The sequence below is a fragment of the Microbispora sp. NPDC088329 genome (assembly GCF_040685655.1).
Taxonomy (GTDB): Bacteria; Actinomycetota; Actinomycetes; order Streptosporangiales; family Streptosporangiaceae; genus Microbispora.
Map to the genome: position 1 here is coordinate 136,424 of NZ_JBFBIP010000009.1, position 16,661 is coordinate 153,084.

At 72.3% G+C, this 16,661-nt stretch carries 35 protein-coding genes; 1 reads left to right on the forward strand and 34 read right to left on the reverse strand.

Annotation, left to right across the window (positions count from 1 at the left end; all coding sequences use genetic code 11):
* Positions 1-41: 41 nt before the first annotated feature.
* The 20 genes from AB0O28_RS18970 to AB0O28_RS19065 are packed head-to-tail and all read right to left on the reverse strand — an operon-like array spanning position 42 to position 9,226.
* A complete protein-coding gene (locus AB0O28_RS18970; RefSeq protein WP_363641771.1) occupies positions 42-314 on the reverse strand; it encodes a hypothetical protein in 273 nt (90 codons plus the stop codon).
* Complete coding sequence (locus AB0O28_RS18975) at positions 311-1,012, reverse strand: hypothetical protein (RefSeq protein ID WP_363641773.1); 702 nt, start codon at positions 1,010-1,012, stop codon at positions 311-313. The genes AB0O28_RS18970 and AB0O28_RS18975 overlap by 4 nt, the downstream gene beginning before the upstream one ends.
* A complete protein-coding gene (locus AB0O28_RS18980) occupies positions 1,009-1,221 on the reverse strand; it encodes a hypothetical protein (RefSeq protein ID WP_363641775.1) in 213 nt (70 codons plus the stop codon). The genes AB0O28_RS18975 and AB0O28_RS18980 overlap by 4 nt, the downstream gene beginning before the upstream one ends.
* Positions 1,218-1,475 (reverse strand): hypothetical protein, encoded by a 258-nt coding sequence (locus AB0O28_RS18985; protein WP_363641777.1) that lies wholly within the window; start codon positions 1,473-1,475, stop codon positions 1,218-1,220. The genes AB0O28_RS18980 and AB0O28_RS18985 overlap by 4 nt, the downstream gene beginning before the upstream one ends.
* The gene (locus tag AB0O28_RS18990; RefSeq protein WP_363641779.1) at positions 1,472-1,873 is read right to left on the reverse strand and encodes a hypothetical protein; all 402 of its coding nucleotides are present in this window, start codon (positions 1,871-1,873) and stop codon (positions 1,472-1,474) included. The genes AB0O28_RS18985 and AB0O28_RS18990 overlap by 4 nt, the downstream gene beginning before the upstream one ends.
* Positions 1,866-2,504, reverse strand: a complete 639-nt coding sequence (locus tag AB0O28_RS18995) for a hypothetical protein (protein ID WP_363641781.1) — start codon at positions 2,502-2,504, stop codon at positions 1,866-1,868. Before AB0O28_RS18995 ends, AB0O28_RS18990 begins: the two co-directional genes overlap by 8 nt.
* Positions 2,497-3,057, reverse strand: a complete 561-nt coding sequence (locus AB0O28_RS19000; protein ID WP_363641783.1) for a hypothetical protein — start codon at positions 3,055-3,057, stop codon at positions 2,497-2,499. The genes AB0O28_RS18995 and AB0O28_RS19000 overlap by 8 nt, the downstream gene beginning before the upstream one ends.
* On the reverse strand, positions 3,047-3,397 hold the full coding sequence (locus AB0O28_RS19005) for a hypothetical protein (RefSeq protein ID WP_363641785.1): 351 nt from the start codon (positions 3,395-3,397) through the stop codon (positions 3,047-3,049). Before AB0O28_RS19005 ends, AB0O28_RS19000 begins: the two co-directional genes overlap by 11 nt.
* Complete coding sequence (locus AB0O28_RS19010) at positions 3,390-3,860, reverse strand: hypothetical protein (protein ID WP_363641787.1); 471 nt, start codon at positions 3,858-3,860, stop codon at positions 3,390-3,392. Before AB0O28_RS19010 ends, AB0O28_RS19005 begins: the two co-directional genes overlap by 8 nt.
* Positions 3,857-4,144 carry a hypothetical protein gene (locus tag AB0O28_RS19015; protein ID WP_363641789.1) on the reverse strand — a complete coding sequence of 96 codons (288 nt, stop codon included), beginning with the start codon at positions 4,142-4,144 and terminating at the stop codon, positions 3,857-3,859. The genes AB0O28_RS19010 and AB0O28_RS19015 overlap by 4 nt, the downstream gene beginning before the upstream one ends.
* On the reverse strand, positions 4,137-4,442 hold the full coding sequence (locus tag AB0O28_RS19020; RefSeq protein WP_363641791.1) for a hypothetical protein: 306 nt from the start codon (positions 4,440-4,442) through the stop codon (positions 4,137-4,139). Before AB0O28_RS19020 ends, AB0O28_RS19015 begins: the two co-directional genes overlap by 8 nt.
* Positions 4,435-4,752 (reverse strand): hypothetical protein, encoded by a 318-nt coding sequence (locus AB0O28_RS19025; RefSeq protein WP_363641793.1) that lies wholly within the window; start codon positions 4,750-4,752, stop codon positions 4,435-4,437. The genes AB0O28_RS19020 and AB0O28_RS19025 overlap by 8 nt, the downstream gene beginning before the upstream one ends.
* Positions 4,749-5,156, reverse strand: coding sequence for a hypothetical protein (locus AB0O28_RS19030; protein ID WP_363641795.1), 408 nt, complete (start codon positions 5,154-5,156; stop codon positions 4,749-4,751). The genes AB0O28_RS19025 and AB0O28_RS19030 overlap by 4 nt, the downstream gene beginning before the upstream one ends.
* Positions 5,153-5,749, reverse strand: a complete 597-nt coding sequence (locus tag AB0O28_RS19035; protein ID WP_363641797.1) for a hypothetical protein — start codon at positions 5,747-5,749, stop codon at positions 5,153-5,155. Before AB0O28_RS19035 ends, AB0O28_RS19030 begins: the two co-directional genes overlap by 4 nt.
* A complete protein-coding gene (locus AB0O28_RS19040) occupies positions 5,746-6,882 on the reverse strand; it encodes a hypothetical protein (RefSeq protein ID WP_363641799.1) in 1,137 nt (378 codons plus the stop codon). The genes AB0O28_RS19035 and AB0O28_RS19040 overlap by 4 nt, the downstream gene beginning before the upstream one ends.
* Positions 6,879-7,250, reverse strand: a complete 372-nt coding sequence (locus AB0O28_RS19045) for a hypothetical protein (protein ID WP_363641801.1) — start codon at positions 7,248-7,250, stop codon at positions 6,879-6,881. The genes AB0O28_RS19040 and AB0O28_RS19045 overlap by 4 nt, the downstream gene beginning before the upstream one ends.
* Complete coding sequence (locus tag AB0O28_RS19050; RefSeq protein ID WP_363641803.1) at positions 7,247-7,498, reverse strand: hypothetical protein; 252 nt, start codon at positions 7,496-7,498, stop codon at positions 7,247-7,249. The genes AB0O28_RS19045 and AB0O28_RS19050 overlap by 4 nt, the downstream gene beginning before the upstream one ends.
* Positions 7,495-7,785 carry a hypothetical protein gene (locus AB0O28_RS19055; protein WP_363641805.1) on the reverse strand — a complete coding sequence of 97 codons (291 nt, stop codon included), beginning with the start codon at positions 7,783-7,785 and terminating at the stop codon, positions 7,495-7,497. The genes AB0O28_RS19050 and AB0O28_RS19055 overlap by 4 nt, the downstream gene beginning before the upstream one ends.
* Positions 7,782-8,081 (reverse strand): hypothetical protein, encoded by a 300-nt coding sequence (locus tag AB0O28_RS19060; protein ID WP_363641807.1) that lies wholly within the window; start codon positions 8,079-8,081, stop codon positions 7,782-7,784. The genes AB0O28_RS19055 and AB0O28_RS19060 overlap by 4 nt, the downstream gene beginning before the upstream one ends.
* A complete protein-coding gene (locus AB0O28_RS19065) occupies positions 8,081-9,226 on the reverse strand; it encodes a hypothetical protein (RefSeq protein ID WP_363641809.1) in 1,146 nt (381 codons plus the stop codon). The genes AB0O28_RS19060 and AB0O28_RS19065 overlap by 1 nt, the downstream gene beginning before the upstream one ends.
* 225 nt (positions 9,227-9,451) lie before the next feature.
* Between AB0O28_RS19065 and AB0O28_RS19070 the strand changes: the two genes are divergently transcribed.
* Complete coding sequence (locus AB0O28_RS19070; protein ID WP_363641811.1) at positions 9,452-9,727, forward strand: hypothetical protein; 276 nt, start codon at positions 9,452-9,454, stop codon at positions 9,725-9,727.
* 13 nt (positions 9,728-9,740) lie between these two features.
* Here AB0O28_RS19070 and AB0O28_RS19075 read toward each other — a convergent pair whose 3' ends face one another.
* From AB0O28_RS19075 to AB0O28_RS19140, 14 genes are all read right to left on the reverse strand, one after another.
* Complete coding sequence (locus AB0O28_RS19075) at positions 9,741-10,313, reverse strand: helix-turn-helix transcriptional regulator (protein WP_363641813.1); 573 nt, start codon at positions 10,311-10,313, stop codon at positions 9,741-9,743.
* Complete coding sequence (locus tag AB0O28_RS19080; protein WP_363641815.1) at positions 10,313-10,747, reverse strand: hypothetical protein; 435 nt, start codon at positions 10,745-10,747, stop codon at positions 10,313-10,315. Before AB0O28_RS19080 ends, AB0O28_RS19075 begins: the two co-directional genes overlap by 1 nt.
* Positions 10,748-10,749: 2 nt before the next feature.
* Positions 10,750-11,784 carry a DUF5131 family protein gene (locus AB0O28_RS19085; protein WP_363641817.1) on the reverse strand — a complete coding sequence of 345 codons (1,035 nt, stop codon included), beginning with the start codon at positions 11,782-11,784 and terminating at the stop codon, positions 10,750-10,752.
* A complete protein-coding gene (locus AB0O28_RS19090) occupies positions 11,784-12,032 on the reverse strand; it encodes a hypothetical protein (RefSeq protein ID WP_363641819.1) in 249 nt (82 codons plus the stop codon). The genes AB0O28_RS19085 and AB0O28_RS19090 overlap by 1 nt, the downstream gene beginning before the upstream one ends.
* On the reverse strand, positions 12,019-12,255 hold the full coding sequence (locus AB0O28_RS19095) for a hypothetical protein (protein ID WP_363641821.1): 237 nt from the start codon (positions 12,253-12,255) through the stop codon (positions 12,019-12,021). Before AB0O28_RS19095 ends, AB0O28_RS19090 begins: the two co-directional genes overlap by 14 nt.
* A gap of 230 nt (positions 12,256-12,485) precedes the next feature.
* Positions 12,486-12,812, reverse strand: a complete 327-nt coding sequence (locus AB0O28_RS19100) for a hypothetical protein (RefSeq protein WP_363641823.1) — start codon at positions 12,810-12,812, stop codon at positions 12,486-12,488.
* Positions 12,805-13,380 carry a winged helix-turn-helix domain-containing protein gene (locus AB0O28_RS19105; protein WP_363641825.1) on the reverse strand — a complete coding sequence of 192 codons (576 nt, stop codon included), beginning with the start codon at positions 13,378-13,380 and terminating at the stop codon, positions 12,805-12,807. Before AB0O28_RS19105 ends, AB0O28_RS19100 begins: the two co-directional genes overlap by 8 nt.
* Positions 13,373-13,774, reverse strand: a complete 402-nt coding sequence (locus tag AB0O28_RS19110) for a helix-turn-helix transcriptional regulator (protein ID WP_363641827.1) — start codon at positions 13,772-13,774, stop codon at positions 13,373-13,375. The genes AB0O28_RS19105 and AB0O28_RS19110 overlap by 8 nt, the downstream gene beginning before the upstream one ends.
* On the reverse strand, positions 13,771-13,968 hold the full coding sequence (locus AB0O28_RS19115) for a hypothetical protein (RefSeq protein WP_363641829.1): 198 nt from the start codon (positions 13,966-13,968) through the stop codon (positions 13,771-13,773). Before AB0O28_RS19115 ends, AB0O28_RS19110 begins: the two co-directional genes overlap by 4 nt.
* Positions 13,965-14,954: a WhiB family transcriptional regulator gene (locus AB0O28_RS19120; protein ID WP_363641831.1), complete on the reverse strand. Its 990-nt coding sequence runs from the start codon at positions 14,952-14,954 to the stop codon at positions 13,965-13,967. Before AB0O28_RS19120 ends, AB0O28_RS19115 begins: the two co-directional genes overlap by 4 nt.
* Positions 14,905-15,366, reverse strand: coding sequence for a hypothetical protein (locus AB0O28_RS19125; RefSeq protein ID WP_363641833.1), 462 nt, complete (start codon positions 15,364-15,366; stop codon positions 14,905-14,907). The genes AB0O28_RS19120 and AB0O28_RS19125 overlap by 50 nt, the downstream gene beginning before the upstream one ends.
* Positions 15,366-15,563: a hypothetical protein gene (locus tag AB0O28_RS19130; RefSeq protein ID WP_363641835.1), complete on the reverse strand. Its 198-nt coding sequence runs from the start codon at positions 15,561-15,563 to the stop codon at positions 15,366-15,368. Before AB0O28_RS19130 ends, AB0O28_RS19125 begins: the two co-directional genes overlap by 1 nt.
* Complete coding sequence (locus tag AB0O28_RS19135) at positions 15,560-15,994, reverse strand: hypothetical protein (protein ID WP_363641837.1); 435 nt, start codon at positions 15,992-15,994, stop codon at positions 15,560-15,562. The genes AB0O28_RS19130 and AB0O28_RS19135 overlap by 4 nt, the downstream gene beginning before the upstream one ends.
* Positions 15,987-16,616, reverse strand: coding sequence for a hypothetical protein (locus tag AB0O28_RS19140; RefSeq protein ID WP_363641839.1), 630 nt, complete (start codon positions 16,614-16,616; stop codon positions 15,987-15,989). Before AB0O28_RS19140 ends, AB0O28_RS19135 begins: the two co-directional genes overlap by 8 nt.
* Positions 16,617-16,661: the final 45 nt, after the last annotated feature.

Below are 16,661 nucleotides of genomic sequence, written 5' to 3' on the forward strand. Positions count from 1 at the left end.
GTTAAGGTGGGCGCGCAGGAACGCGATCAACGGATGCTCGGTCACGGCCTCCCCTCTCTGGCCAGGCAGTGCCGGCAGCTCGCGGGAAGGTGGCCGGGATCCTCCTTGCACATCTGCTCCCGGGTTTGCTCGTCCCAGGCGTGGCCGCAGCGGGTGCACTCGCGGTGCAGGCGCTCGTTCGGCTCCCACCCGGTGACGAGCGTCTCAGTGCCGTGGGCGCAGGTTCCGTACGGCAGGAACCGCGTGCTGGCCCCCTCGTTGCCGCACTTCGGGCAGGTCACGTCCTCGCCGGAGTACGGCGGCAGAGCGGTCATGCTGACTCTCCGTAGTAGATGGTGCGGCCGTCGGCCCAGACCAGCATGGCCGAGCCGTCGAGCCGGTTCTTGTCGATTCGGCCGCGCGGGCGATCGCCCTTCTCGTCGGTGCAGCGGGCGTTGAAGCAGCGCACGCGGCCTGACTCCTGGGCGATCCGTAGGCTGAACGTCTTGCAGTACGGGCAGGCCGGTGGCAGGGCCCCCTTCGGGACGTGGATCGGGATCCACTTCTCGGCCTCGCCGATGTCGCGGACCTCCCGCGCCTGCCGCACCCAGGAGTCGAGCTGGCCGCGGGCCCGGCGCGCGATGTCGTCGGGGACGCCGTGCACGAGGCGGGCGATCGCGTCCAGGGCGGCCGCGGTGTTCGCGTCGCTGCCGCCCCGCGGGGCCTCTCCCTTCAGGACGCGGCGCACCTGGCGGCCAGCACGCTGCCCCACAGTCTCGTACTGAACGCGCAGGCGGGTGTGGCCGGCCACGTGGTAGCGCAGGTCGGCTTCGAGGTCGCGTACGCCGGCGTGGATCGTGAGGAGCAGCGGGCCCGCCTCGGCGTGCCAGGGCGCCGGGGAGCCGGTCACTTTATGCGACTGGCTGCTGCCCTTGGTGGCGTCCTCGACCGGCTCGGGGAGCAGCTCCTGCAGCTGCTCGATGAGCGGCCGCAGCTCGTCGACAAGGGTGGCGACTTCCTCGGCCGGGGTCACGATTGCGTCCGTCCTTTCGGGTCGTAGATGTAGAGCTGACCGGCGGGCACGAACATGCTCGGCGTGACCTTGTATGGCCAGGCCAGCGGCCCGCACGCCGCCATGAGCTGGGCGGCGTCGTCGGGGTGGCAGAAGACGTGCACCGTATGGCGCTCCAGGCGCTCCCAGGCGGCGAGGATCCCCGCGATCGTCGGATGCGGTGTAGTCACGGCCGCCCCTTCCGGTAGTGCCTGATCCGCTGCCACAGCGTCGCGGGCCGCCAGGTCTCGCCGACGGCGTGACCGCCCTGATGCGGTCCCCATCCGAAGCGGTCGCAGAAGTCGCACGCGTCGCCGATCCGCCAGAGCGTCCCGCACGGGCACCGCCACAGATCCCCGTACCGGCCTAATGGGTCGCCCCAGGTGGCAGCCGTGGGCGGCCGGCACGCGTGCTCGCCGGGATCCGCGCGGCGTACCCAGGTCATTCGCATCCCCTCTTCCAGGTGCGGCCAGCGCGGCGCCACCGGCACTGCCCCGCCTCACGTGCCTGCTCGACGTTCCACGGAGTGCCGTCTGCCAAGGTGCTCGTCGCGTACGCGAGTGCGCCGCGGTCGGTCAGGGCGACCAGGCCGCCGCAGTGCGTGCAGCGGCCGCCGGTCAGGATGCGGCGGGCGAGCGCCTCCAGCGCGGCGGCCGGGCTGGTGTGGTCCTCCGCCGTGATCCGGGCTCCGCGGTACTGCGCGTGCGCGTACCAGCCGGCCTCCTCCATCGGCACGTTCTCGTGCAGGAAGCCGATTTCCAGCTTGCGGGCGCCGGACCGGCCGATCAGCTCGACCGCGGCATGCGCTGCGTCGCTGAAGATGTCGTCGGCTATCTCAGCCACGGTCGCCTCCCGGCTCGTGGTAGGCGCCTGTCACCTCGTGGTCGATCCGGGCGCAGGCGTTCTCCGGTAGTTCCTCGCCGTCGGTGTGTGGTCTGACCCACGAGGCGCCGCCGTCGACCTCGATCAGCTGGCCGGCCGCGTCCAGTGCGACGGCGGCGATGCGGGGCATCTCGCTCCAGGTGTGGGAGCACTCCTCGTACGTGCTGAACTCGCGCTCCCACAGCGCCTTGGCGGCAACCACGATCATGTCGTTCCGGGTCTGCTCGGCCGCGGCCGGAGTCTCGTCCTGGGAGACGGCGCTCTTTCCGTCCACGATGTCGCTGAGGTTGCGCGCGACCTTGCGCAGGAGATCCCCGGTCTCCGTAGTCCCGGTGGCGGTGGCCAGGTAGTCCCGGAGCGCGCGTACACGAGCGACCGTGACGCGCAGACGCTCCACCTCGCCGACCAGAAGGTCTGCGTCATTGAGCGCAGCCGAGATGATCAGATCGGTGTCCCGTGCAGGGTCGGCGGGGATGTGCATGCGGAAGCGGCGGCTCGGCCCCTGCGCGCACACGTCGCCGAGCTCGGTGTGCGCGCGGGTGATGCGCTGCCGGGCAGCGGCCAGGTCCACGGGAGTGGTGGGTTCAGGCATCGGGCTGCTTCTCCAGAGTGGTGGCCAAGGCGGCTGCGACGGCGGTAACGGGCACCGCAGGGATGGCGTTGGGGCCGCACATCACCGGCTTGGCGCCGGCGGCCCGGACACGGGCGATAGCAGCCTCGGCCTGCTCGCGTTTCCAGGTCTCCTCGGCGAGGCGCTCGCGGAGGTCCTGCCACTGCCGCCGCGCCTCGGCCAGTTCGTCGTCTCGCACGGCGAACACAGCGTCGACGAGCGGAGCCGTCTCCTCCTCGGACAGGTGGAACGGGGCGTACGCCTGGAGCATCGCTGTCGTGGCTGGGCTGGGCGTGAGCTGGATCGGGACGGAGCGGATGGTGTCGGCGTACCGCTGGCCGAGGGTGCTCTCCGGCTCGTCCCGGTCGACCACGTCCGCAGCTGGCACGACGGCCAGGCCGTGCTTGGCGAGCGCCGCCAGGACGGCCTCGGCCACGTTCCGTCGGGCCCTCAGCCGCACCCAGTCGCCGGTCCTCGCGAGGGCCGGCTGGATCGCGTTGAAGACCACCGCGCGTGCCTTCCGGTCATGCGCCATGCTCGGCCTCCAGGTACTCGTGGATCTCGCCGGTCAGCTGCTGTACGGCCTCGGGGGTGACCGTGTCGGCGAAGGCGCGGCGGGCGATCGCCGCGCCGCGGCGCAGGCCGCCCCAGTAGGTCACCTGGGATCCGGAGGGGATGGCCGAGGGGCCTGCCTTCTCCTCGGCGAGGATCGCCTTGGCGACGGCGTTGCACAGGATCGGCCCGGCCAGGCTGATCAGCAGCTCAACCGTCCGGTAGCAGCCCGGGCAGGGCGCCCACGTCTCGTCGGTGCGGTCGCCGTGGACGCAGTAGGCCTGCGCGGCCAGCAGGGTCGCCTTGGTGGGAATCTCAGCCACGGGCGTCTCCAGCCGCCTGATGGGTGGTGGGCGAGTACTCGCCGCGTTCGATACGGCCGCAGAGGGTCCGTACGTCCTCGTACAGCGGGCCGTCGACGGCGACGAAGTACGAGCGGATCCCGTTGATGATGGCGGCGCGTTCGGCGGTGCGGATGGCGTCGGTTTTCTTCGCCATCGCCTGGTCGGCGACCTGTTCCATCATGGCGACCAACTTCGGCCGCTCCCGCTCGATGGCCTCGGCGGCGACGCGGCCAACCATCTCCTCGTGCTGCTGGAGCGTGGCTGTGTGGAGAGCGTGCTCGGTGATGACCGGGGCGGCGACCGCGAGGATCGCGGCGACGTCGCCTCGGCACACCGCGCACTCCGAGTCGTACCGCTGGTGGACGGCATGCGCGGTCCACGGGCCGGACCCCCACGGGTGGGACAGGACCGCGCGCACCGCGAGCTCGATCTGGTCAGTCATCGGTCTCCTCGCAGCTCGTACAGGTGCCACACGAGGCCGGCCGCGCGTCCGGTGGTTCCCCACCATTTCGCCGTGTCGGGGATGGGCTGGCCGGTGGCGAACACCTGGAAGGTGCGCGGGATGGCCCATTCGTCGCCGTGATGCTCGGCCCAGAACTCCACGACGTGCCCGAGCCCGACGCGCCGGGCGGCGACGGCATGCGGGTTGCTGGTCAGCTTGATCGTGTGGGGTTGGTCGTCGACGGGCACCTCGTGGCGGTGCACGGTCTTGGTCTGGTCAGCCACGGGCACCGCCCACGGGAATCTCGGACGGCGGCGGGCCCGCGATGACGTATGTGCTGGTGTGAGTCACCCAGTCTCGGGTCGCGGGGTCGAGTAGCCGCCCGCCCTGCCGGGCCTGGGTGTACTCGACCGTGCGGGCGAACCAGGTGCCGTCGAGGTCGTACAGCTCGATCCGGCGGGTCTGGTTCGGGTTCATGCGCTGTCCGCGCATCCAGGCGAGGAACGATCGCCAGGCGGCGGTGCTTTCGAGGCCGCGCGTGGTCGGGTCGTGGACGTCGTAGACGAAAGTCGGCTCAGCCACCGAAGACCTTCCCGCGGAAGGCCGGGTAGGAGTTGCCGTCGTTGAGCCGGTCGACGTCGATGTCCACCAGGCCGAGCTCCAGCAGGTGCAGCAGCGCCTCTCGCACCTGGCCCCGGCAGATGTCGGCCTTGGTCTGGTGCGGGTTGCGGATGGGCCCGTCGGGGCCGAGGGCCCAGGAGTCGGCGGCGAAGACACCGATGCGCAGGATGCGGTCGAACGGGGATCCGTCGCTCTCGTCGACGGTGATGCGAGGGAACGGCTCGCCGAATCGCTGGGGAAGCGGCGGCTTGGGGTTCGGCTGTTCGGTCATGCGTCCTCTCTCGGGTGGAACAGGTATTGGGCGGCTGCGAGGGGTGAGCCGAGTTCCTCGCTCTTCTCGACCAGGAGCTCGAGCACGCGGCCCTCGCCGAGGCCGTCGGCACGGCACGACCGGCGTACGGCTGCGGCCGCCGGTGGTGCGCTGATCTGTGCGGCGTCCTCGGGCTCGGCAGATGGTCGGGGTCCCCTCCACCCGGCCGCTGGCGGGGTGGCCGCGGGGCGTACGGCGGGGGCGGGGACGATCGTGGCCGAGCCAGCGAAGACCTCGCGGGCCGCGTCGACCACGGGGTCGTGCTGCTCCTGATGGTCACGCAGGACTCGGTCGGCGGCCGCCAACGCGGTCCCGGCGTTGGCCTTCCAGAAGCTGGCGAGGTAGGTCCAGACGCTGGAGATCACCGGCTCACCTGCCGGGTCCGCAGGATGTCGCGCGGGACGCCGCCGAGCAGCTGCCCCTCGGGGGTGGCGGCGAGCTGGTAGGTCCGGGCGTACACGGCGAACCAGGGGTGGGCGGGCCTGCCCTCGTTGCCGGTGCGGTCCGTCGCGGCGATGCTGGCGGCGCCGCCGTCGGGCAGGAGGACCGCCTCGGAGGGGACATAGCCGCCGCAGCCGCAGCCGGGGGTGGTGCACGCCTTCCCGCGTTTGCCCTCGGTGACCGACGGGCCCTTCCGGAAGTGGCTCATGCGGCCGGCGACCATCGGGCACGCGCGGGTGACGTAGTGGGCGCACTCGGGGTGCAGGGGCGGCTCGTCGAAGTACCCGCCTTCGGTCATCTGGTCGGGGCCGCCGAGGAACACCATCAGGGGGTCCAGCGGCTTCCCGCAGACCTGGCACAGGCCCTCGGTCCAGGCGCGGCGCCAGCGGGTGCCGTCGGCCTGCCGGAAGTCGGTGCCGCCGTCGGCGAGGGCGACGTTCAGCCAGGGGGCGACCAGGCCGCCAGTGGTGGGCCGGTCGATCAACCGGACGGGAATCGGGGGGCGGACGTCGCTCATCGTCCGCTCCCGTCGACATAGCCGGGCTGGGGCGGGAAGACCTTCCACGGCGCGCGCGGGGACACCGGCTCGGTGCCGTCCGCGACGGCGGCCAGGATCTCCATCAGCAGGTGCGCGTCCACGACCACGTCGCCGGTCGCGCGGGGCATGGTCTCCGGGCGCCGGGGGTGGAAGTAGCGGGGGTCGTCGTCCGTGCTGGACGGCTCAGCGTGGTAGTGCGCCCAGTAGATCCGGACGTCGGCAGACAGCAGCCGACAAGTCTGGACCGTCTGCGGGGTTCCATCCGGTCCGGTCGCCTCCTGCACGGGGTTCCACTGCTGCTGCATCCACGTGTACGGCTCGGCCGCCGTGTACGGTGACCAGCGCTCGTGCCCCCTCCGGCCCGCTTCGTTGTCGGCCTCATGACGGGCTTTCTGCGCGGCCCGGTCCATGTCGTGGTTGGCCAGCATGACCAGCGGCCACAGCGCGTTCTGCTCCCAGCCGACGAACACCGGCACGTCTTCCCGGCTGCGGAACATCCTGTCGAGGCGGCCGATCGCCTCCAGGTAGGTGATCTCACGCGCCTCGGGCTCGACCCCGGGCGGGGCCAGGTCAAAATCTGCGAGGACCCGGCCGCCGCCGAGGTGGAGCGATGCCGAGTCGGTGAAGAACTCGACCAGCGCGAGCCGGCGCGGCGCGGCGCGATCGTCGGCCTGGACGACGATCGCGCCGCGCTCGGCCAGTTCGTCCATGAGGTTCTTGGCCCTGCGCTGGTAGTCACCGTGCTGCTGGTGGATACGCACGACGTCGTGGCAGCGGGCGCACAGCCGCCCGTCGTACGGGTCCACGCCGGACGGGGGCGGGTTGTCCGGGGTGACCACGGGGTGGGTGCGGGCGTCGCACCGCTTGCAGATGTGCCGGGCGGCCGTCGCACGGCGGACACTGGCGAGCTGCGCCTCGGTCGGCGGCTCCTTCACGACGGTGGCGTCCAGTCCGTACAGTGCGGCGTACTTGTTGCCGTGGTACAGCACCCGCGCCGTGGGCTGGGCGCCCTTCGCGAGTTTGCGCGGCGGGTCGAGCCGACCGAGCTGGGTCTTTGTGTAGAGCCCGCCGGGGACGGCGTCCCAGGTGGTGTAGCGGGGCAGGTCGGTCACGATCGTCTCCTGGTGGATCTCGGGGTCGGAGTGGTGCGGCGGCGGGCCGGGTCGAAGCGGCCGACGTTGGGCGGCAGCGCGGCCCGGGCCGGCGGCATAGCGGGCAGCGCGGTCTGCACCGGGCGGCGCTTGGGGCAGGTCGCCACGTGGGGCACGAACCGGTCCTCCCAGCCCTTCGGCGCGTGGGCCTCGGCCCCAGTGAGGGATCGAGACCTCCACACGCCGGCGTGGTCCTTGTGGCAGGCCTGGTTGCCCGTCTCGTCCGGGACGGGGTCGACGGCCAGGCGCCGGCCGGCCACGGTGGTGGTCCACAGGATCGGCTTGTGGCAGGCCCGGCACGGGCGCAGCTCCGACGGGGCGGGAATCACCGAGGGCCTCCCGGCAGGGACGCGGCGACGGCGTCGAGCGCGACGTCGGCGAGGGCCTCAACACGGTCGGGGGTGCGGGCCAGTTCCGGCCAGGCTCGGGCCAGGCCGACGATGAAGACGGCCCGGGCCACGTCGTGCGGGTCCGCCTCGTCCGTGCCGGTGGGCGCGACGCGGACGTGGGCGCACTGCTCGACCGTGACGTCGCCGAGCTGGGCGAGGGCCGCCCAGCGGGGCCGGTGCGCGCTCATGCCTGCCTCCAGCGGACGAGTTCCAGCAGGTCCACCTGGCCGGGGATGTCGCCCGGCGGCCGGACGGGGACGTGGGACGAGATGTGGAGGCGTCGAGCCGCCGCGGCGTGCTTGCGGTAGCACCGGCCGCCGAGGAGCCGGCCGAACCGGCGGCGGACGCTGTTGGGAGACCAGATGCGGCGCTTGCAGTCGTCGCAGCGGGCTACCCAGCGGCGGCGCGCGGGCGGGTCGGCCGGGCTGGGGGCGGGGTCCTCCCAGATGGGGATGGTGTCCGGGGGCGTGGTCATCGTGGGCCCCGGGAGGGCAGGGCCAGCGCGGCCGCGGCGTCGGTGTCGACGTCGCGGCGTTCGGCGGCGAGGTCGTCCTTGGCCGTCTCGCGGGCGATCAGGGCGCGGGCCCACTCCATGGTGGCCAGGCCCCACGCCTGGCGGGCGCGCTCGAGGTCGCGGCCGCGGGGGGCGTGACGCCGAGCCTGGTCGTACGCCTTGGTGGCGCCGTCGAGGGTGGCGCGGGCCTCGACGAGGGCCCGGTCGGCGGCCGCGAACGCGGCCTGGGCGGTGCGGAGGTCGGCCGATAGGTCCATCAGGCCTCCATGGCTGCGGCGAGCGGGAGATCCGCCTCGCAGAACGGGTGGTTGATGCCGGGGTCACGCCCGCAGCCGCGGCAGGCCGCGCCCTCGGCGACGTCGGCGGCGAGCTTGCGGATCACGTCGTCGAAGTGCGACAGGTGCTGGAAGTCGCGGTACCGCGGGTCGGCGGCGAAGGTGCGGCAGTAGGCGACGATGGCGAGACGGCCGTAGCCGTTGGCGAGGGCGTCGCTGGCGTGCACGAGGAGCGCCCGGTTGAGCCATGGCTTGCCGTTGCGGTACTCGGCGGGCAGCTGTGTGAGCACCCAGCCCGCGTCGGAGTGAAGATCTTCTTTCTTCGCCGAAGGCGCCTCGCTGTCCTCACGCGCGGTACGGACCGTTAGCTCGCCTACGGCGAGAAGAGAAGATTTTTCGTCTCCTAACGCACCAGGAACGCAGGGAACGTAGTCGTCCCCAACGGTTGGGGGTGAATGCTCCAGCGGTTGGAGGTCAACGCTCCAGCGGTTGGAGGTCAACTCCTCAGCGGTTGGAGTCGAACTGTGTTCTGGAGGGGTGTTCTGCTCCAACGGTTGGGGGTCAACAGGGGCGGCCGGGTCCTCGTCTCCGGCGGTGCCGGTCGGCTCCCCCGGGCCGTTGCGGGGCTCACCGCCGTGCAGCACGCATGGGCCGACGCCGGGCGTCGTCGTCCCCCGGCCCGCCTTGCGCGTGCAGGTGCCGCCCTTCTTCGTCGGCTGGCCGCAGGTCGCCTCCGGCTCCCCCTCGGGTGCCAGCACGTCGGTGACGGGCCACGCCAGGCGGTACCAGGACTTGGTCCGCTTCCGCTCGCGGACCAGCACCCAGCCCTGCTGCTCCAGCTCGTCCAGCGACACCCCGACGGTCGTCAGGGACAGGTCCAGGTCCTCGGCCAGGCTCGCCTGGGAGGGGTTCCACGCCTTGCGCTCCCGGCCCTCCATGTGGACGTGAAGGCGCTGGGCCACGCTGATACGGGAAGCCTCCAGCCGCTTGCTCTTGTAGATCAGCAGGATCCACTGCAGGCCCCGGGAGAGCCTCTGCTGCTCCGGGGTGAAGTAGCGCCGCGCCCACTCGGGCATCTCGGCGTCGTCGATCGCCAAGCCGCGAGGCGCCTGGTCGTCGTCGGTCACTCTCGTCCAATCCGATCCGCTTGAAGGGGGGTCACTCTGTCTGCGGCGGGGCCGGACTTCGTCCGGGCATGCCAAATACGCGGGCCATGACCGTTTCCTCCTCTCTCGCTGGCCTCGTCGGGCATCCTATGCCTCCAATCTAGGAGGCATACAAGTTTGGATGCCTTCCACCCGGTAGGCCGCCACCTGCTAAAGTGGCCTCGCCAGAGGTGCCATGATGTGGAGGTGACCGATCCGATGGCTCCCCTCGACGCCGCGTACGCGGCGCTGAAGCGCGCCGAGGACCAGGCCGCAGAGCTCATCACCGCCGCGCGCCTGGAGTTCGGCCGCGAGATCCGCAGAACACGCGAACGCGGAACCGCGCAGGCCGAGATCGCCGACCACTTCGGCTGGAAGCGCGAGCACGTACGCCGGCTCCAGGAAGCGGCCGACATCGCCGACGGGCTGAAGCCGGCGCGCGCGACGAACCGCAGCGAACGCCCTGAGTCCGCCGGCGCCTGAGGCCGTCCCATCCTCATGAGCCCACCCGCGCAGGGACGGCGGCCTCGCAGCACGTGACCCCGTCCGGGGCCGGGCACCCATGCAGACACCGCCCGCACGACCGCTCCGCGCAGTGCTCCCCCGACTCGTCCGTGCGGCACCAGAACGGGTCACACCGGCAGCAGCGCGGCCGGTCGTACACCCACGTCAGCAGCAGCCCAGCCACCGTGACGTACCGGTCGCCCGACAACAGCCGCATCGGCCGGCCGCCCTCGATGAGCCGGACCGCGCTGGTCGATACCCCCATGCGACGCCCGATCTCCGCCGCCGCGACGCCCTCCTGCTCCCGAAACGCCACGACGGCGGGCACCAGCTGGTGGTAGCCGCTCGCCAGGGTCTGCCGCGTTCGGGGATTCACCACCGCGGGCAACAACGCCATGCCGCCCGCGTGCGTGCACAGGACCGACAGCCGCGGCTCCTTCAGTCCGCCCTCCCACTGGGAGACCGTGCCCGCGTTGATGCCCGCCAGGCGGGCCGCCTCGGCCTGGGACAGATCCAGCGCGCGACGCCGCGCGATCAGGGCGTCCACCAGGCGGTGCAGCTTCATCAGCGGGCCTCCCGGGGATCGGGAACCCAGCGCATCCCGCCCGGCACCTTCGGGTCGCCGAACTCGTGGTCGACGCACCCGGGCCACCAGGCACGCACGTCCGAGGCGGCGCCGTGCGTAACCCGCAGCGGGCCGAGCGTCTCGTACGACTCGGCCGACTGGCTGCCCGGGTGCACGCACTTGGGGAAGCCCCGCACGCGGGCGGCCAGGACCTGGCGGAAGCGGCAGTTGCCGTACCGGCGGCCGCCCGCCTGCCGGTCATCTGCCGGGGCGGCCTCCTTGTGCAGGCGCAGCGGCCACCCCAGCGACAGGCCAAGCGGATGGGAGCCGCGCGCCAGAAGCTCGCCCTGCCGCCGCGTGCGGCGCGCGTCCGGCGACTCCTTCGGCTCCGGCTCAGCCGGCGGCGGTGCCTCGATATCGAACAGGGCGTCCACGGTCAGCTCACCCCCGCCGGGTACTGGTCCCAGAGGTGGCCGTCCAGCAGCCGGCCCGCCCGTCTCGCCCCGACCTGGGCCATCAGCCAGGTGCGGGCGTCGGTGGGCTGATGGCCCTCGGCGATGTAGCCGCTGCTCTCCAGCTGGATCACACGGCGGTTCTCGTGGACCTCGATGGCCACGGCCTCCATGTGGGCGTCGTCGGTTTCCTCGTCGTCGCCGTACAGGGGGCCGATGGGCTCCCACTCGCCCCACTGCTCGAAGCGGAAAGCGACCCCGGCGGCCTGGCACTGGTCGCGCAGGGACCGCGCCCAATCGGGGTGCATGGGCCGGGCGTCTGGGCCCGTCTGGCCGCCGGCGACGACCCAGTCGAGCCGGTTCGGTAGGCCGATGCCGAGGATGTCCGCTGTCGTGACCGGGCGGAAGCCGGCGGGAATGTCGATCCATGCTGCGCTCAGGCGAAGCGGGCCGAGGAGCGGCTCGGCACTGATCCAGCGGATAGCGGCCGGGGTGTCCAGCAGGACGGGGATGCGCGTGTCCGCCGATCGCTGGTCCTGGACGGACGCGCCCAACCACACGTTCGGCAGGACGCCGGGCCACCAGCGTTGGCCTTCCATCCAGTCGTAGGTCGGGAACGCGCATCCCTCGGGCGGCTCGCCCATCTGGTCGAGCATCGCGGCGAACAGCTGCGCCCGGCCGGAGCTGTAGGTGGCGCGCATCGCCTGCGGTCCGCGCGGCATCGGCGGCAGGCCGCCGACCATCGGGACGCTGTGGTCGGCGGCGGTATCGGCCCACCGCTTCACCCACGAGCGCATCCGCTCCGGGTGCTGCGTCGCGATCTGGAAGATGTGGTGAGGGCACTGGCCCATGACGTTCCAGACCTGGGCGATGAACCCGTCGGACACGGACTCGTGGAATAGGTCACCGGGATGGCTGACGATGATCCTGCGCGGCTCTCGCCGGTGGAACGGCATGCCGAGCCGTTCCGCTGGATTCCACGTGACCTGTGCCTTCTCGCTCGTGCTCTTGTCGCCCATCACGGCACCTCCGGGAGGCCTGCGAGGCGCAGAATCGTGCGGGAGACCATCTGGAGGGTCTCGTCCATGACCCGCTCCCCCGGGCTGTCGACGGACCGCGGCCGCATCGCGGTGAACGTCGCGGCCAGTTCGCGGGCGAACTCCTGCCGTACGCAATCGCGGTGTGAGGCGACCGCCTCGGCGACGGCCTCCTCCAGGTCCCGGGTGCTCCCACTCGGCCGGACGTTGACGGCCTCAGTGCTGGCCACGCAGCGCCTCCATCTCCCCGCTGCGGTTCGGCGCCGACAGCAGGCACGCCAGCGCCTGGTCCAGGTCCTCCGGCGTCACGTCGTAGCCGTGCACCACGGCCAGCACACGGGTGCCGTCCAGGGAGTACACGGCGCGGGCCGGCTCCCGCCGTGCACGCTTCGGGCGGGGGTCCTTGCCCCGCCGGGCCTTCGTGTTTCGCTGCTCGATCCTCGGATCACTCACAGGGCTCTCCTTCATCAGGTGGGGTGTCAGGCGCCGCCGGGCCGCGGTACGCCGGTCCCCCAGGGGGCTCGGCGCGGCCGGCCAGGGCGGCAGGAGTACACGTGGGGCAGCGGAAGCCGACGACGTACAGGCGGACGCCCTCCGTCGCCCCGCAGTGGCGCGCCTCCGAGCCGCGCCACTGCATGCAGGCCCGGCCGCTCGCGTCGGCCGGGCTGGTCTTCGCGGTCCGCTCAGGCACGGGCGCCCTGCCGTACGGCCTGGGCGGCCGTCTCGCAAGCGGCGTGGTCGGTGCAGAAGTGCAGGCCGTGGAAGGTGACGCCGCCGGGTTGGTAGGCGAGGACGGCCAGGCCGCGGGCGACGGCCGCGAACGCGTCGGCCGCGCGCCGCCCACCGAACATCAACTGGTCGCCGTGCTCGCCGATCGTCCGGGACGCCCCGGCGGCGGCTGTGCGGCGCTGCTCGTCCGTGGCGCCGGCCAGCGCCATGACCTCCAGAGGAACCGCAGCCTGGAGGGCCAGGCGCAGGCCTTCACGCATCGCGGCGAACTGGTCAGGCATCGGCGGCCCCCCTCCGCTGGCGGACCTGCCGCTCCAGCGCGGCGACCTGCCGGCGGAACTCGGCCGCCAGGTCCTCCCGCCGCTGCCGTTCGTTGGCGAGCGCGCGCTCCGCGGCCGCCGCCCGCTCGTCCGCCGCGCGGCGGGCCTCCTCGATGAGCGGGGCGGCGATCTCCCGGGCCCGAGCCTCGATATGCCCCTGCAGACTGGCGGCCGTGGCGTGAAGCAGCTCGACCATGCTCCGTACAGCGGGCGACTCCGGCGGCTCCTCGAGCGCTGCTGGCTCCAGCCGGTACCCGGCGCCGTACACCGTCCGGATGATCGCCCGCTGCCGGTCGTCCAGCGCCCGCCTGATCACCCGGATGTGCTCCTGGACCGTCTCGCCCGCCGCCGGGGTCCAATCGGTCTGCCAGGCGGCGCGGTAGATGTCAGCCTTGCTACGGACCACCCCAGGCGGCGACGCAAGGTAGGCCAGGACGGAAAACCCCGTGTAGCTGAGCCTGACCAGCTCTCCGCCGTACCACGCCTCGCGGGCCGCCACGTCGATGCGCAGGAGCGGACGCTTACCCACGGGCCGCCCCCAGGGCGTCGAGCACCCGGTCCAACTCCTGAACGACCTGGCTCAGCGCGCTCTCGATGGCCCTGTCACGAGCTGCGGGTAGGTCAGCCGAATCCACTCGGGCCTCGTACGCCCGTCGGCGGGCCTCCCACTGCGCGCGCAGGGCGATCAGCGTGCTGGCCAGCTCGTCGGCCGCCGCCGCGTCCACCGGCACCAAGCGCATGCCGTAGATGGCCACGAGATCACCGAGGCGGCGCGGGAGGATTCGGGCGGTGCCGTCCTCCAGCTGGTGGATGAACGCCTGCGAGCAGCCGAACTCATCGGCGGCCCGGCGCTGCGTGAACCCGGCAGCCAGGCGCGCGGCCTTCACCTGGAGGTTGAGCGGCTCGGTCTTAGCGTCGCTCATCGGCTCGTCCTCGGGTCCTCGAGGGCGGCGAGCTGTCGACGGAAGCGTGCGGTCCGCTCAAACACCGTCCGCAGGTTCCGCGCGATCGCCTCCTCGCGCTTCCGCTCACGCAGCTCCTTCGCCGCGCCGCGGCGCGCGGGGCCGTTCCACCGGGACATCAGGAAGTCCTTCTCGAGGAGTTCGTCGGCGGTCACGAGCGGACCGCCCGGAAGCAGGCCCGGCACCAGATCGACAGGCCATCCGCGGTATCGGCGGACGGGTAGAACTCGGCGTGCGGCTTGGGGTCACGGCAGCGGGGGCAGCGCTTCATCGGCTCCTCCGCCACGAGCGTCTCGTCAGCTGCGGCGGTCTCGTCGACCACCTCGTTGGCAGCGGGCTCGGCTGGGCGGGCGGGAGCGGCCTCCTCGGATAGCTCCGGCTCGTTCCGGACGTGGCCGGATGATTCCGAACGCTGCCGGACGCCTGCGGACGGTTTCGAACGCTTTCGAACGGTGGCCGACGCCGCCGGCGCGGGCGGGATGACCTCGACCACGGCCGAGGAAACAACCACGTCCTGCGGCACCGTCGATGGCTCGGGCAGCGAGACCACCTTCGTCACCGGTCGCGGCGAGCGTGCCGCCGGGGGCTCCTGCGGCGGCGTGGCCGCTGCGCTGGTGCGGCGGATCGCCGGCGAGAGCGCACGGTCGGACGACGGCGTGGGCGGGATGTCCTCGGCGGCGGGCGGGTCGAGCCGGACAATCTGGAGTTGCCGGGGGTCGTACTCCGACAACGGCCGCTGCTCAGGAGGCACCGACGAGGCGACCTGATCCGCGTCCGCTGGGTCGTACCGGTTGGCCGGCGGTGGGAACGCGACCTCCGGGCGGCGAGGCCGCGGCTTCGGCCGCTCACTGCCGACAGGGCCATGAAAGAAGACCGGGAGGGCCTGGATCCCGCGCGCCTTGCGGATCGCCTTCCGCTCTGGGTAGCTGGTGCCGCCCCAGATGCCATGCACGTCGTAGGCAAGGCCGTATTCCAGGCACTCGGCCCTCACGGAGCAAGACGCGCACACGGCGCGCGGCGCCGCCGTAGACATGCCCGACAGCGGGAAGAACATCTCCGGATCCATCGACCGGCAGGCCGGTCGCGCCATCTCAACCGGCGGATACGGAACCGGATCCGCCCGACGCACGGTCGCCGTCACTCGGCTTCACCTCCCGTCGCAGGGCTCGGGCCGTACGAGCAGCCGGGCAGATGTCAGGGGCCCACATGCACTCGCGGGCCAGGTGCTCGGCGGCGTGGTCGTCCAGCCAGTCCGCCCACGGGGCAGTCACATCCGCCGGGATACCGGGCAGGCCGGCCCGGACCGCGGCGGCCGCCGTACGGAGGTCGTCGACGACCGGACCGCCCTCCCGGCCCGCCACCGCGGCGTCGGCGTCGGCCGCCAGGTCCGCCGGGAGGCGACGCGCCAGCGCCGCCTCCCGCTCCCGCTTCAGCGCGATCCGCGTCCGCGCGAGCTCGGCGTCGGTCTTGCACAGCGCCTTCTCCAGCCGGTCCGTCTCGTTCACCAGCTGCCGCTTCGTGGACAGCCACAGCCAGACCCGTGAGCCGTACATCACAGGTCCTCGTCGGCGAAGACATCGTGCAGGTCCTCGGCCACGATCGCGTTAAACCGGGCCCGGATCTCCGCCGTACGGCGCCGCCGGCGGCGGGCGTCCCACCGGCCCCACAGGTGGAAGACGATCACGATCAGTACCACGGCGGCGGCGAACACCACCGCCACCGCGGCGAGCAACTCCAGGTATCCCGTCACCGGACGTTCTCCATCCGGATCGACAACAGGCCACGTAGCCGCTGCGCGCACCAGGCTGGCACCGTCGGCGCCCTGCGGTCGCACTCATCTGCCAAGGCCTCGATCTCAAGGCCGACCCGCAGCAGATCGGCCGCCTGGCGGCGGGTCTCCTCCCGCAGCCGGGCCGTCTCCGCGTCGGCCGCGCGCACCCGGCGCTCCACCCGCGCGCTGGCCCGTCGGCCGCCGACGACGAAGCCCCACCAGCCCCCCACGGCGGCGATCAGGGTCATCGCGAGCAAGGCGACGACGGAGTCGGTCGCGAGGGTCGTGAGCCCCATCAGCGCGACGATCGCCGACGCCGACAGGGCCGACACGTACTGCGGCACCTCCGCGGCCGCGCGCTCCGTCGGCGACGGGCCAGTCGCGGCCGGGGCCTGGTCGAGCTCAGCCACCAGCCACCGCCGCCGTCTCTCCGCCGCTCAGCTCGGCCCGCAGCGCTTCGATCTTGGCGAGCTTCTCCCGCGCCTCCCGCTCGTACTCTCGGGCGTAGTCCTCGGCGTGGCCGGACCACTGCTCCACACGCTCCTGCTCGTACTTGTGGATGGAGTCAAGTGCGGCGAGGACGGCCTCCCTGGTCGCCCACGAGTCGTCCAGGATCGGGGCCGTGTCGTGGTCGAGGCAGTCGGAGACGTAGCCGTGCACGGTGGTGATCGACAGGTCGGCCCGGCGGTCGTACCAGGCGGCCTTGTAGAACATCGCGACGCGGCGGCGGCCCAGCTCGTCGACAATGTACGACCACATCGAGTGGTCCGAGGGCTCCCGTTTCCAGCCCTCCGGCAGGACGGTCCTCCGGAAGAGCGGGTCGTCCTTGACCTGCTCGCCGAGCTGGAATCCCAGCTTGGTCAGCTCGTCCTCGCCGCCCTGGATTTCGGTCGGGATGACCTCGGAGTTGACCAGCTCACGCTGGCCCTGGGCCTCCATGCGCTCGATCGAGGCGGACGGCCCACCGGCGCCCATGGCATCGGCGAGGAGCAGCAGGGGGTCGAACTGGCTCGTGTTCTGGGGGCTGGTCATCAGCAGGTCCTCGTCGTCGTGGGGGTCTCGTAGGAGTGGCGTGCC

Excerpts from the sequence above, each read along its gene's own strand:
- AB0O28_RS18970 (WP_363641771.1), bottom strand. The coding sequence starts at position 314 with ATGACCGCTCTGCCGCCGTACTCCGGCGAGGACGTGACCTGCCCGAAG.
- AB0O28_RS18985 (WP_363641777.1), bottom strand. The coding sequence starts at position 1,475 with ATGACCTGGGTACGCCGCGCGGATCCCGGCGAGCACGCGTGCCGGCCG.
- AB0O28_RS18995 (WP_363641781.1), bottom strand. The coding sequence starts at position 2,504 with ATGCCTGAACCCACCACTCCCGTGGACCTGGCCGCTGCCCGGCAGCGC.
- AB0O28_RS19000 (WP_363641783.1), bottom strand. The coding sequence starts at position 3,057 with ATGGCGCATGACCGGAAGGCACGCGCGGTGGTCTTCAACGCGATCCAG.
- AB0O28_RS19010 (WP_363641787.1), bottom strand. The coding sequence starts at position 3,860 with ATGACTGACCAGATCGAGCTCGCGGTGCGCGCGGTCCTGTCCCACCCG.
- AB0O28_RS19025 (WP_363641793.1), bottom strand. The coding sequence starts at position 4,752 with ATGACCGAACAGCCGAACCCCAAGCCGCCGCTTCCCCAGCGATTCGGC.
- AB0O28_RS19035 (WP_363641797.1), bottom strand. The coding sequence starts at position 5,749 with ATGAGCGACGTCCGCCCCCCGATTCCCGTCCGGTTGATCGACCGGCCC.
- AB0O28_RS19050 (WP_363641803.1), bottom strand. The coding sequence starts at position 7,498 with ATGAGCGCGCACCGGCCCCGCTGGGCGGCCCTCGCCCAGCTCGGCGAC.
- AB0O28_RS19055 (WP_363641805.1), bottom strand. The coding sequence starts at position 7,785 with ATGACCACGCCCCCGGACACCATCCCCATCTGGGAGGACCCCGCCCCC.
- AB0O28_RS19060 (WP_363641807.1), bottom strand. The coding sequence starts at position 8,081 with ATGGACCTATCGGCCGACCTCCGCACCGCCCAGGCCGCGTTCGCGGCC.
- AB0O28_RS19075 (WP_363641813.1), bottom strand. The coding sequence starts at position 10,313 with ATGAAGCTGCACCGCCTGGTGGACGCCCTGATCGCGCGGCGTCGCGCG.
- AB0O28_RS19085 (WP_363641817.1), bottom strand. The coding sequence starts at position 11,784 with ATGGGCGACAAGAGCACGAGCGAGAAGGCACAGGTCACGTGGAATCCA.
- AB0O28_RS19100 (WP_363641823.1), bottom strand. The coding sequence starts at position 12,812 with ATGCCTGACCAGTTCGCCGCGATGCGTGAAGGCCTGCGCCTGGCCCTC.
- AB0O28_RS19110 (WP_363641827.1), bottom strand. The coding sequence starts at position 13,774 with ATGAGCGACGCTAAGACCGAGCCGCTCAACCTCCAGGTGAAGGCCGCG.
- AB0O28_RS19125 (WP_363641833.1), bottom strand. The coding sequence starts at position 15,366 with ATGTACGGCTCACGGGTCTGGCTGTGGCTGTCCACGAAGCGGCAGCTG.
- AB0O28_RS19140 (WP_363641839.1), bottom strand. The coding sequence starts at position 16,616 with ATGACCAGCCCCCAGAACACGAGCCAGTTCGACCCCCTGCTGCTCCTC.